9 protein-coding genes are annotated in these 12,029 nt (G+C 68.8%); 4 read left to right on the plus strand and 5 right to left on the minus strand.

Annotated elements, in window-relative coordinates:
- Nucleotides 1-239 precede the first annotated feature (239 nt).
- Complete coding sequence (locus tag I9P22_RS20360) at nt 240-713, plus strand: nucleoside deaminase (RefSeq protein WP_199261576.1); 474 nt, start codon at nt 240-242, stop codon at nt 711-713.
- A 215-nt stretch (nt 714-928) separates the two neighbouring features.
- Here the strand turns inward: I9P22_RS20360 and chrA are convergent, their stop codons facing one another.
- The 4 genes from chrA to sauS all read right to left on the minus strand — a co-directional run bounded on the left by chrA (nt 929) and on the right by sauS (nt 6,653).
- Nucleotides 929-2,134 carry a chromate efflux transporter gene (gene chrA / locus I9P22_RS20365; RefSeq protein WP_199261577.1) on the minus strand — a complete coding sequence of 402 codons (1,206 nt, stop codon included), beginning with the start codon at nt 2,132-2,134 and terminating at the stop codon, nt 929-931.
- 115 nt (nt 2,135-2,249) lie between these two features.
- Nucleotides 2,250-3,563 (minus strand): MFS transporter, encoded by a 1,314-nt coding sequence (locus I9P22_RS20370; RefSeq protein ID WP_199261579.1) that lies wholly within the window; start codon nt 3,561-3,563, stop codon nt 2,250-2,252.
- A gap of 157 nt (nt 3,564-3,720) precedes the next feature.
- On the minus strand, nt 3,721-5,247 hold the full coding sequence (locus tag I9P22_RS20375) for an AMP-binding protein (RefSeq protein ID WP_199261581.1): 1,527 nt from the start codon (nt 5,245-5,247) through the stop codon (nt 3,721-3,723).
- Nucleotides 5,244-6,653: an acylating sulfoacetaldehyde dehydrogenase gene (gene sauS / locus I9P22_RS20380; protein WP_199261583.1), complete on the minus strand. Its 1,410-nt coding sequence runs from the start codon at nt 6,651-6,653 to the stop codon at nt 5,244-5,246. Before sauS ends, I9P22_RS20375 begins: the two co-directional genes overlap by 4 nt.
- Before the next feature lie 206 nt (nt 6,654-6,859).
- On the opposite strand from sauS, the gene I9P22_RS20385 reads away from it, so the two are divergent.
- On the plus strand, nt 6,860-7,888 hold the full coding sequence (locus tag I9P22_RS20385; RefSeq protein WP_199261586.1) for a LacI family DNA-binding transcriptional regulator: 1,029 nt from the start codon (nt 6,860-6,862) through the stop codon (nt 7,886-7,888).
- A gap of 18 nt (nt 7,889-7,906) precedes the next feature.
- Here I9P22_RS20385 and I9P22_RS20390 read toward each other — a convergent pair whose 3' ends face one another.
- A complete protein-coding gene (locus tag I9P22_RS20390) occupies nt 7,907-8,671 on the minus strand; it encodes an IclR family transcriptional regulator (protein ID WP_199261588.1) in 765 nt (254 codons plus the stop codon).
- A gap of 222 nt (nt 8,672-8,893) precedes the next feature.
- Between I9P22_RS20390 and I9P22_RS20395 the strand changes: the two genes are divergently transcribed.
- Nucleotides 8,894-10,201: an MFS transporter gene (locus I9P22_RS20395; RefSeq protein ID WP_199261590.1), complete on the plus strand. Its 1,308-nt coding sequence runs from the start codon at nt 8,894-8,896 to the stop codon at nt 10,199-10,201.
- A 73-nt stretch (nt 10,202-10,274) separates the two neighbouring features.
- A complete protein-coding gene (locus I9P22_RS20400; RefSeq protein WP_199261592.1) occupies nt 10,275-11,927 on the plus strand; it encodes a GMC family oxidoreductase in 1,653 nt (550 codons plus the stop codon).
- The last annotated feature ends 102 nt before the right edge of the window (nt 11,928-12,029 follow it).

Genomic DNA, 12,029 nt, shown 5'->3' on the forward strand with positions numbered 1-12,029 from the left:
CCGCGGCGCGCTGCGTCCCGGCGCCCGGGCCGACGTGATCCGGGTGGCGCGGCTGGGCAATGCCAGCGCGGTGCGCGGCGTCTGGGTGCAGGGCAACCGCGTCGCCTGAGGGTGGCGGCCGTCGCCCTCGGCCCGCCGGCGCAGGCCGATCCGGCCGAGGGGGGGGTGCGACGCCCCTTCACCATGCGCGCCGCGGCGGCTATGGGAAGACCCGGCGCCCGATGAAGAAGGAGGCATCCATGCCCGATGCAACGCATTGCCTGCGCCAGGCGATCGCGCTGGCGCAAGCCAATATCGCCGCCGGCGGCCGCCCCTTCGGCGCCGTGGTGGTCAGCGACGGCACGGTGATCGCCACCGCCGTCAACGAGACGCATCTGAGCCATGACATAACCGACCATGCCGAGCTGCTGGCCCTGCGCGCCGCCGCCCGCGCACGGGGCCCCGAGGCGCTGCACGGCAGCGCGGTCTATGCCAGCGGCCATCCCTGCCCGATGTGCCTGGCAGCCATGCGGCTGGCCGGGGTGGCGACGGTGGCCTATGCCTATTCCAACGAGGATGGCGCCCCCTTCAACCTGTCCACGGCCGAGATCTATGCCGATCTGCGCCGGCCTTTCGCCGAGCAGTCCATGGCGATCAGCCATGTTCCGGTCCAGCCGGACTCGGGCCGCAACCTGTATGAGGAATGGGCGCAGGCACGCGACGCCAAGGGCTAGGCGCCGCCACCCCTCCCGGCGCCAGACCTCCGGGAATCGTCGGCAAGCGGCGGTTTTTCCTGAATTTTCATCGCCGGTCGGCAAAATCCCGCAAGGCGGAGCCGGATCGCCGCCGGGCGGGTTGATTCTACCTGGAGTTGTCTGACATGGTGCGCCATCTCCTGTGGTGGGGGTAGGGGCGGCCCAGCCTGCCGCCCCGCTCCGCCGCCGCCGGCTCAGCCGGCGAGGTCAAGACCGATCCCGCCCGCCGCCGCCAGCAGCACCGCCATCCAGGGCGGCGCCTTCCAGGCGACCAGCGCCACGAAACACAGCAGCGCCAGGCAGAAATCCCGCATGTCGCCCACCGCGCCGGTGAAGACCGGCGAATAAAGCGCGGCGCCCAGGATGCCGACCACCGCCGCATTGGCGCCGCGCATCAGCGATTGCACGGCGGCCATCGCCCGGAAGCGGTCCCAGAAGGGCAGGACCGCGATCAGGATCAGGAAGCCGGGCAGGAACACCGCGACCAGGGCCAGGGCGCCCCCGGCAAGACCGTGCGGAGCGGTCTGGGGCACTGCGCCCAGATAGGCGGCGAAGGTGAAAAGCGGCCCCGGCACCGCCTGCGCCGCGCCATAGCCGGCCAGAAAGGCATCCGCCGAAACCCGCCCGGCGGCTGCCGCCTCGGCCTGCAGCAGCGGCAGCACGACATGGCCGCCGCCGAAGACCAGCGCCCCGGCGCGATAGAAACCGTCGAACACCGCCAGGATGCCGGAGGCGCCGGCGACCAGCGGCAACACCACCAGCAGCGCCGCAAAGGCGACCAGCCCGGCCGCGGCCGCCCCATAGCCGACCGGCATCGGCACATGCCCGCCCGCGGGCGCCGGCGCGCCGCGGCAAAGTGCCAGCCCGGCCACGGCGCCAAGCGCGATGGCGCCGATCATGCCGAAGCTGCCGGGCAGGAAGGCCAGCACGGCCACGGCGCCCACGGCGATGCCGGCCCGGGCCGGGTCCGGGCAGAGCGTGCGCGCCATGCCCCAGACCGCCTGCGCCACGATGGCGACCGCGACAAGCTTCAGCCCGTGCAGCGCCCCCTGGGCGACCGGACCCGAGAGCGAGGCGGCGGTCATGGCGAAAACCACCATGATCAGGGCAGAGGGCAGCGTGAAGCCGGCGAAGGCGGCCAGCGCCCCAAGCCAGCCGGCCCGCATCAGCCCCAGCGCGAAGCCGGCCTGGCTGGAGGCCGGACCGGGCAGGAACTGGCACAGCGCGACCAGATCGGCATAGGCAGGATCGGACAGCCATTTCCGCCGGATCACCAGCTCGTCGCGAAAGAAGCCCAGATGCGCAATGGGCCCGCCGAACGAGGTCAGGCCCAGCTTCAGGAAGGCGGCGAAGACCTCGCCGGGACTGCCCTGCCCTTGCCTTGTCGCAGCCTTCTCCATCCGTCCTGTCCCCGCATCCTGCCGTCCCGGTGCCAGCATACGCGAACGGCGCCCGGGCTCCAGAGCTGCGGGCGCCGCGGCAGGAAGGCCCGCCCGGAGGGGCGAGGCCGGACGGTCACTTCGACGCCGCGCCGGCCAGCTGCGGATCGCATCCGAGACCTTCGTCGTCATCGGCGGGATCGTCGCGGAACGGGCGGTCCGGGCGGATCAGCAGCGCGCAGGCCGCGCCCAGAAGCAGCAGGACCAGCGAGGCCGCGAAGGGCAGGTCCCAGCGCCCGGTCATGTCGATGATCAGCCCGAAGACGATGGGCGAGATCATCCCGGCCAGGCCGAAGCCGAAGTTCATGAAGCCGCTGGCGGTGCCGGAATATTGCGGCGCAATGTCCATGGGCGTGGCCCAGATCGGCGCCACGATCAGCTCGGCAAAGAAGAAGGCCGCGCTGAGGCTGATCGCCACCGTCACCAGATCGGTCGAGAACATCACCGGCAGCATGCAGGCAAAGGCGCCGAGGAAGCCCAGGACGATGACGCTGATCCGCGCCAGGGCGACATTGCCGGTGCGGCGCAGGATGCCGTCGCTGAGCCAGCCGCCCGCCAGGTCGCCCACCACCCCGGCCAGAAAGACGCCGGCGGCGAAGATGGCGGATTTCTTCAGGTCCAGCTCGTGCTGGTGCAGGAAATAGGACGGGATCCAGTTCAGGAACAGCCACAGCGTCCAGCCATAGCAGAAATCGGTGATCGTCACCGGCAGCATGCGCCGCAGAAGCCGGCCCCAGGGCAGGGTCTTGCGCTCGCCCACGATCTTCTGGTCGGGCAGGGTTTCCAGCTCCTCGGGGGTGATGCCCTTGTGATTGCGGGGATCGTCGCGGAAATACCACCACCACAGTGCCACCCACAGGAAGCTGATCAGGCCGACGATGACGAAGGCATGCCGCCAGGACAGCGCGATGACCAGAAAGGCGATCAGCGGCGGGGTCAGCGCATTGCCGAAGCGGGCGAAGGCATGGGTGATGCCCTGCGCGAAGCCGCGCTTCTCGGCCGGCATCCAGTTCGACAGCGCCCGCGTGGCGGTCGGGAAGGCCGATCCTTCGCCCATGCCCAGGAGCACGCGCGCGATGATCAGCGAGACCGCGCCCTCGACGAAGCCGATCATCACCGTCGCGGCCGACCAGACCGTGCCGCAGATGATCAGCGTCTTGTGCGGCCCCAGCCGGTCGCCCAGGCGGCCGCCGAGGATCTGGAACAGCGCATAGGGATAGGCGAAAGCGGAAAACGCCAGCCCCAGCTCGAAATTCGTCAGGCCCAGTTCGGCCTGCATGGCGGGGGCGGCGGTGCTGATGTTGACCCGGTCGATATAGGTGACCAGATACATCAGGCAGATGACGAACAGAACGCGGTCCGTCGTCCTGAAGCGGGTAAGCCTTAGCATGTCTCCTCCCTGGATTATGCTGGATGTGTTGGCACGTCCGTCTGCGGCCCGTGGCGCGGTGCCCTGTCGAAGCCCCGCCCTCCTCCGACGGGTCTGCGGGCTTTCGGCGCCGGGCCGCATTCCTGGAAAATGAGGCCTCCTTCCTGCCCCTTGGGCGCTATTGCGTCAGTTGCGCCAGCTTCAGGCGCTGGATCTTGCCCGAGGGGCCCTTGGGCAGCTCGGCCATCAGGTGGATCACCTCGGGCGCCTTGAACTCTCCCAGCCGCTGCCGGCAGATCGAGATCAGCTCGGGCGGCTGCAGCGCCGAGCCGGGACGCAGGGTGACGGCCGCCTCGACCCGCTCGCCATAGCGGGCGCATTTGCGGGCGAAGGCCGCGGCCTCGATCACGTCGGGATGGGTATAGAGCGCCTCGTCGATCTCGCGCGGGGCGATGTTCTCGCCGCCCTTGATGATCAGCTCCTTCAGGCGGCCGGTGACGAAGACGTAACCCTCCGCGTCCATCCGCCCCAGGTCGCCGGTGCGCAGCCAGCCGTCCGCGGTCAGCGCGGCGGCGGTCGCGACCGGATCGCCCAGATAGCCGCGCATGACATTGGCGCCGCGCACGGCAATCTCGCCCTCGGCTCCGGGCGGCAGCGGGCGCAGGTCGGGCGACAGGATCGCCACCTGGTTGCCCACCGCCCGGCCGGGCGAGCCGATCTTGCGCGGGCCCGGCGGCAGCGGGTTCGACAGGATCTGCGCCGCGGTCTCGGTCAGGCCCATGGTCTCGACGATGGGAATGCCGAAGCGGCGCTCGAAGCCCGACTGCACCTCCGGCGCCAGCGCCGCCGAGGCCGAGCGACCGAAGCGCAGCCGCGCCCGGGCCTTTGCCGACGGCTCGCCCTCGCCATGCAGCAGATGCGAGATGATCGTCGGCACGACCGAGAACCAGCTGGCCCCGTGCCGCTCGCAACTGGTCCAGAACTGGCTGGCCGAGAAGCGCTCGCAGACCACCACCGAGCCGCCCGAGAGCAGCGGCGCCAGGATGGTCACGCAAAGCCCGTTGATGTGATAGATCGGCAGCACGCAGAGCGCCCGGTCCTCGGGGCAAAGCTCATGCGCCAGCGCGGTGGTCCAGCCGCCGGCCAGCAGGCTGGCATGGCTGTGCAGCACGCCCTTGGGCCGGCCGGTGGTGCCCGAGGTATACATCAGCAGCGCGTCATGCCCGGCGCCATGCGGATGCGGCGCCGCCGGTTCGCAGCCGGCGGGCCAGCGGAAGCCGTCCCCGGCCTCGATGACCATGGGTTCGGCGGGATGGGCGGCCAGCGCGCTGTCGAGCAGCCCGCGCTGGCCCGGATCCAGCAGCAGCGCCCGGGCGCCGGAATGCGACAGCGCATAGCCGACGGCCTCGGCCCCGGCGACCAGGTTGATCATCGTGGCGCGAAAGCCGCCGTAGAGCGCGCCGAACAGGCCCAGCACCGCATTGCGGCCATTGGGCATCATCAGCGCCACGCTGTCGCCGCAGGACAGCCCCAGCCCGGCCAGGTGCCCGGCGATGCGGGCGGCCTCGCCCTGCAACTCGCGCCAGGTCAGCGCGCCGCCGTCGCCGGGGAAGATGTGGCTGATGGTATCGCCCCGTTCGGCGGCGCGGATGTCGAGCCAGTCGCGGACGGTGCCTTGCGGCGGATGGTGCGGGTCCAGCCTCATTGCCCGACCTCCTGCCAGTAGTCGCCGAAGATCTCGTCCAGCGCCGGCTCGCGCGGCGGGATCGGCCGCACGACGCGGGTGCGCTGCATGAAATGCCGCCAGTTCAGGTTGGCATCGATGGAATTGCCGCCCCAGCTGCCGCAGCCCATCGACAACGAGAAGGGCAGCCCGTTGTCGAAGGCGCCGCCGGTGGCGAAGCAATGCGCCTGGTTGACGATGACCCGGCAGACCGGCAATTCGCGGCCCAGCCAGATCGGGCGGCCGGTGTCGCGCGAATGCAGCCCGACCGAATGGCCGGCGCCCTGATGCAGCAGGATGCGCCGCGCCAGTTCGGCCGCATGGCCGAAATCGCGGGCGCGGTAGAGCGCGGCGATACGGCTGAGCTTTTCGCCCGACAGCGGATGATCGGGGCCGATGCCCTCGGTCTCGACCGCGATCAGGCGGGTGCCGGGCGGGACCTTGCCGGCCAGCCCCAGCTTGTTAAGCATCACCTCGGCATCCTGGGCGATGATCTCGCGGTTCATGTGCCCGTCCTGCCAGAGCCGGGCGACGATTCCCGGCGCCTCGGACGGCGGCAGCACCGCGCCGCCCTCGGCCGCCAGCGCGGCCAGGAAGGCGTCGTAGACCGCATCGACCACGATCAGCGCGTTTTCCGACGAGCAGGAGGTGGCGTTGTCGAAGGTCTTCGAGGCGGCGATCCTGCCGGCCGCCGCCGCCAGGTCGGCGGTCTCGTCCACGATCACCGCGACATTGCCGGCGCCGACGCCGATGGCGGGGGTGCCGCTTTCATAGGCGCGGCGCACGTTGTCCTGGCTGCCGGTCACCACCACCAGGTCGGCGGTCTCCAGCAGGCGCTGGGTCTTGGCCTTGCTGCCCTGGCCCGGCAGCATCTGCACCAGGTCGCGGTCCTCGCCGATGCGGTCGAATTCGGCATGGATGAAGCCCAGCAGCATCTCGCAGCAGGCCACGCCCTTGGGCGAGGGCGACAGCAGGATGGCATTGCCGCATTTCAGCGCGTTGATGATGTTGTTCGCGGGCGTCGCCGCCGGGTTGGTCGAGGGCACCACCGCGCCGATCACGCCGATGGGCCGGGCGATCTCGGTGATGCCGGTCTCGGGGTCGTCGGACAGGATGCCATGCGTGGCCACGCCGCGGATGTCGCGCAAAAGGCCCAGGGTCTTGCGGTGGTTCTTGACGATCTTGTCGGCGACATTGCCAAGCCCGGTGCTGCGGACCGCCAGCTCGGCCAGCTGCCGGTTGCGCTCGGGCTGCATGATGGCCCAGCCGGCGGCAAGGGCCGCCCGGTCGTAGCGGCCTTGGCTGCCCCCCGCCTCGTATCCGGCCTGCGCGGCGCGCGCCCGCGCCATCGCCGCGTCGACCGAGAAAATATCGTTCGAGATGTTCATACCTGTCACTTGCTCCGGTTCCCGGCAGGCTGCCCGCCGGGAAGGTGAATGGATCAGCGGCCCGGAAAACCGGGTCTCACCATGTCTGCAATGTTGGTCTGGCACGGCCTCCTCTTGCCGTGATCTTCGACCTTAGGCGATGAAAACACTCTTGCAAATGTTTTCATTAATTCTCATCGTATGTCCGGATAGATCAGGAAAATCTTATGATTAAGCCGGATATTGTTTTCGTCGCCAAGCTTGCAGGCGTTTCACCGGCCACGGTGTCGCGGGTGATGAACCACCCCGACCTGGTGCATCCGGCGACGCGCAAGAGGGTCGAGCTGGCGGTCGAGAAATCCGGCTATATCCGCAATCGCGCCGCCCAGGCCATGCATGGCAAGCGCAGCGCCACCATCGGGCTGGTGGTGCCGACCGTCGCCAACACCATCTTCGCCGAGGTGGTGCAGGCCTTCAACGACACGGTCAGCGCGCAGGGCTTCACCCTGCTACTCGCCTCGCATGGCTACGACCTGGAAGTCGAATACCGGCTGGTCCGAAAGCTGCTGGAGCATCGCGTCGATGCGCTGGCGGTGGTCGGGCTGGACCACAGCCCCGGCACCTTCCGGCTGATCGCCGAACAGCGCGTGCCGCTGCTGGCGATCTGGAACTACCTCGCGGATTCACCGCTGCCCTGCATCGGCGTCGACAATCGCGAGGCGGGACGGCTGGCGGCCGAGCATCTGGTGGCGCTGGGGCATCGCCGCATCGGCATGGTCTTTCCCGCCACCTTCGACAACGACCGGGCGCGGGATCGCAAGACGGCGGCGACGGCGGTGTTCCGCGCCGCCGGGATCGAATTGCAGGACCGCTGGCAGGTCGAGGTGCCCTACAGCATCGCCCAGGCCAAGGCCGCCTGCCTGGAGCTGCTGGCCGGCGAGGACCGGCCGAGCGCCCTGCTTTGCGCCAATGACGTGATCGCGCAGGGGGCGATCTATGCGGCGGCGCGGCTGGGGATCGCGATTCCCGCCAGCCTGTCGGTGATCGGCATCGGCGATTTCGCCGGCTCGGCGCAGATGGAGCCGGCGCTGACCACGGTGCGGATCCCGGCGCAGCAGATCGGCATCTCGGCCGGGCAGGCCATCGTCGAGGCGATCGGGCGCCCGGATGCCGATTTCATGATCCGCAGCCGCGTCGAGCTGGAACTGATCATGCGCACCAGCACCGGCATCGCCGCCGAGATGGTCCGGCCCTGACGCCTCGCGCCGGTCCGGTCATATCAGCTGCGCCAGTTCCTCGGCCGCCGCGCGCAGGTCGGGCAGGTATTTCAGCCCCTCGGCCAGGGTCAGCCGCTGCACCGGGGCGTGGAAGGACACCGTGGCGATCAACTGCCCCGCTCGGTCCAGCACCGGCACGGCCATGGCGATCATGCCGGGCACGAATTCCCCGGTATCGGTCGAGTAGCCCTGCTGCCGGATCTGGCGCAGTTCGTCGCGCAGCCGGTCCGGGTCGGTGAGAGTCTGCGCCGTATAGGCCTGCAACTCGGCGCGTTTCAGGTAGCGTTCCAGCTTGCCGTCGTTGATCTGCGACAAGGCCAGCTTCCCCGCCGCCGTGGCGTGCAGCGGCACGCGCGAGCCGACATGAAGCTGGATGCGCAGCGGCCAATGCGTCTCGACCCGGTCGATATAGAGCATCGCGTCGCCGTCGGGGATCGACAGGTTGCAGGTCTCGCCCAGGCGCTGGTTCAGCCGAATCAGCACGTCGCGCTGCGGCAGGTCCTGGTGCCAGAAGCGGATGACGCCCTGCATCATCTGCCGCAGCTTCGGCCCCGGCTGATAGCTGCGCCCGTCGATATGGCGGATCAGGAACCCCTCGGCTTCCAGATTGCCGACCAGCCGGTGGATGGTCGGCACCGGCAGGTTCAGCGAGGCATTGATCTCGGTCGCGGTAAGGGGCCGGCCCTCGCCGGCAAGCACCTCGAGAATCTGCAGATTCCGGAAGCTCGGCGGCAGTGAGGACTTGTCCTGGATACTCGTCATGGTCGGCTGTTTCCGTCGTTTCCCGGCCCGACTCTACATGCTTGCCGGCGCCGCTCCAACCACCGGGCGTGAAACATGATCATATGAAAATGAGAGCATGACTCCCAAAAATACTTTGACATGACTCGGCTGCCTGGGGCAACGTCGGCTCACCGGCAAAAGGAGGATTTGCCGGGGAACAGCTGAACAATCGAACAACGTCGCAGCATCAGGGAGGATGTCATGGCGGTTACAACCGCTGGCGCCAACGCGTTTGGCGACCGGGAGCACGATGTCAAGAAGGTCGTGTTCGCAAGCCTCGTGGGATCGACCATCGAATGGTACGATTTCTTTCTTTACGGCGTCGTCGCCGGTATCGTCTTCAACAAGCTGTATTTTCCGGCGGACGACCCGACGATCTCGGTGCTTCTGGCCTATGCGACCTTCGCGGTGGGCTTCGTCGCCCGGCCGCTGGGCGGGCTGGTCTTCGGCCATTTCGGCGACCGCATCGGCCGCAAGACCATGCTGGTCATCACGCTGTTGCTGATGGGCGGCGCGACGGTGCTGATCGGCCTGCTGCCGACCTATGACCAGATCGGCATCCTGGCGCCGATCCTGCTTCTGGTGCTGCGCGTGGCGCAGGGCATCGGCATCGGCGGCGAATGGGGCGGGGCCGTGCTGATGGCCTATGAATTCGCGCCCGAGAACAAGCGCGGCTTCTACGCCTCGATCCCGCAGATCGGCCTGTCGCTGGGCCTGTTCATGGCCTCGGGCGTGATGGCGCTGCTGACCATGATGCCAGACGAGTCCTTCATGGCATGGGGCTGGCGCGCGGCCTTCGTCGCCTCGATCATCCTGGTCGTGCTGGGCACTTGGATCCGCAGCAATATCGGCGAAAGCCCCGAGTTCAGGAAGGCCAAGGAGGAATCGCAGGCCCGCGACCAAGGCCTGCCCTTCGTGGACATGCTCAAGCGCTATCCGGGCAATGTCATGCTGGGCATGGGTGCGCGCTATATCGACGGCGTGTTCTTCAACGTCTTCGCGGTGTTCTCGATCCTTTACCTGACGAAATACGTCGGGCTCGAACGCACCTTCGCGCTGTGGACGGTCTGTAGCGCGGCCATCGTCATGGTGTTCTGCATCCCGTTCTTCGGCCGGCTCTCGGACCGGCTCGGCCGGCCGCGCACCTATGCCGTCGGCTCGCTGCTGCTGGCGCTCAGCGTGTTCCCGGCCTTCGCACTGATGTCCACCGGCGACCCGCTGCTGGTGGTCCTGGGCATCGCCCTGCCCTTCGGCATCGTCTATCCGATGTGCTACGGCCCCGAGGCGGCGCTGTTCGCGGACCTCTTCGACCCCAGCGTGCGCTATACTGGCGTGTCCTTCGTCTATCAGTTCTCGGGCATCTTCGCCTCGGGAATCACGCCGATGATCGCGACGGCGCTGATGGCCGCGAACGACAACGACCCGTTCTGGCTGTGCGCCTATGTGGTCTTCGCCGCGCTGGTCTCGTTCGTCTGCGCCGTGCTGATCGGCCGCCGCGAGCGCGGCTAGAGCCTTGCCGGGCGGCAGCCCCGCCCGGCCTTCCTTCCCGAACCATGGGCGCGAGCCCGCAAAGGATGCCAAGATGAGCCAAGCATCAGACCTCGCGGATTACGTCATCGTCGGCGCCGGATCGGCCGGCTGCGTGGTCGCGCACCAGCTTTCCGCCGATCCTGCGATCCGCGTCACCCTGCTGGAAGCCGGCAACCGCGATTCGAGTCCCTGGATCCACATCCCGGTCGGCTATTTCCGCACCATGCACAACCCGGACTTCGACTGGTGCTACGAGACCGAGCCCGACCCGGGCCTGAACGGCCGCTCGCTGCACTGGCCGCGCGGCAAGGTGCTGGGCGGGTCCTCGTCGCTGAACGGGCTGCTCTACGTCCGCGGCCAGCGCGAGGATTACGACCGCTGGGCGCAGATGGGCAACGAGGGCTGGTCCTGGCGCGAGGTCGGCCCGCTGTTCGAAGAGCTGGAAACCTTCCAGCGCGGCGAGGGTGAGGGGCGCGGCAGGCATGGGCCCTTGCAGGTCTCGGACCCGCGCCTGCGCCGCCGCATCTGCGAATTGTGGATCGAGGCCGCCAAGGCCAACGGCATCCCCTACAACCCCGATTACAACGGCCCGGTGCAGGATGGCGTCGGCCATTTCCAGCTGACCGTGGACAAGGGTCGGCGCTGCTCGGCGGCGGTCGCCTTCCTGAAGCCGATCCGCCACCGGCAGAACCTGCAGGTCGTCACCAACGCCCAGGTGCGCCGCGTGGTGATCGAGGACGGCCGCGCCGCCGGGGTCGAGATCCGGCGCCCCGACGGCAGCCATCAGGTGATCCGCGCCGCGCGCGAGGTGATCCTCTGCGCCGGCGCCATCGGCTCGCCGCAGATCCTGATGCTCTCGGGCGTGGGCGATGCCGCGCATCTGCGCGACCACGGCATCGCGGTGCAGCAGGACGCGCCCGAGGTCGGCCGCAACCTGCAGGACCACCTGCAGGCCCGGCTGGTGTTCAAATGCCGCGAGGCGACGCTGAACGACGAGGTGCGCAGCCTGATGAACAAGGCGCGGATCGGGCTGGAATACGCGCTGTTCCGCACCGGGCCGATGACCATGGCGGCCAGCCTGGTCTTCGGCTTCCTGCGGACCCGGCCCGGCCTCGCGACGCCCGACATCCAGTTCCACATCCAGCCCTGGTCCGCCGACAGCCCCGGCGAGGGGGTGCATCCCTTCTCGGCCTTCACGCAATCGGTCTGCCAACTGCGGCCGGAAAGCCGCGGCACCATCACGCTGCGCTCGGCCGATCCGCTGGCGGCGCCGCTGATCGAGCCGAACTACCTGGCCACCCAGACCGACCGCGACACGCTGGTCGCCGGCATCGAGATCGCCCGCAAGTTCGCGCGCACCGAGCCGCTGAAATCCGCCATCTCCGAGGAGTTCCGGCCGACCGCCGACGTGCAGGGCTATGACGAGGTGCTGGCCTGGGCGCGGATGAACTCGACCACGATCTACCACCCGACCGGCACCTGCCGCATGGGCGCGGACGCGCGCGCCGTGGTGGACCCGCGCCTGCGGGTGCGCGGCATCCGCGGCCTGCGGGTGGCCGATTGCTCGATCATGCCCGAGATCGTCTCGGGCAACACCAATGCGCCCGCGATGATGATCGGCGCCAAGCTGGCGCGCATGGTCCTTGATGACCGTCGCGCCGAGACCGGCGCGGGAACTCGCGCCGGTATCGACAAAGCTGCCTGAAGGACGAGGAAACAGCCATGAGAATGACGACAGAGGAAGCCTTTGTTAAGGTTTTGCAGATGCACGGGATCGAGCATGCGTTCGGGATCATCGGTTCGGCGA

Origin of the sequence: Paracoccus binzhouensis (assembly GCF_016446475.1) — a bacterium.
Lineage (GTDB): Bacteria > Pseudomonadota > Alphaproteobacteria > Rhodobacterales > Rhodobacteraceae > Paracoccus > Paracoccus binzhouensis.

Coding starts and splice junctions, on each gene's coding strand:
- I9P22_RS20395 (WP_199261590.1), top strand. CDS start 8,894: ATGGCGGTTACAACCGCTGGCGCCAACGCGTTTGGCGACCGGGAGCAC.
- I9P22_RS20375 (WP_199261581.1), bottom strand. CDS start 5,247: ATGAGGCTGGACCCGCACCATCCGCCGCAAGGCACCGTCCGCGACTGG.
- sauS (WP_199261583.1), bottom strand. CDS start 6,653: ATGAACATCTCGAACGATATTTTCTCGGTCGACGCGGCGATGGCGCGG.
- I9P22_RS20385 (WP_199261586.1), top strand. CDS start 6,860: ATGATTAAGCCGGATATTGTTTTCGTCGCCAAGCTTGCAGGCGTTTCA.
- chrA (WP_199261577.1), bottom strand. CDS start 2,134: ATGGAGAAGGCTGCGACAAGGCAAGGGCAGGGCAGTCCCGGCGAGGTC.
- I9P22_RS20390 (WP_199261588.1), bottom strand. CDS start 8,671: ATGACGAGTATCCAGGACAAGTCCTCACTGCCGCCGAGCTTCCGGAAT.
- I9P22_RS20400 (WP_199261592.1), top strand. CDS start 10,275: ATGAGCCAAGCATCAGACCTCGCGGATTACGTCATCGTCGGCGCCGGA.
- I9P22_RS20370 (WP_199261579.1), bottom strand. CDS start 3,563: ATGCTAAGGCTTACCCGCTTCAGGACGACGGACCGCGTTCTGTTCGTC.
- I9P22_RS20360 (WP_199261576.1), top strand. CDS start 240: ATGCCCGATGCAACGCATTGCCTGCGCCAGGCGATCGCGCTGGCGCAA.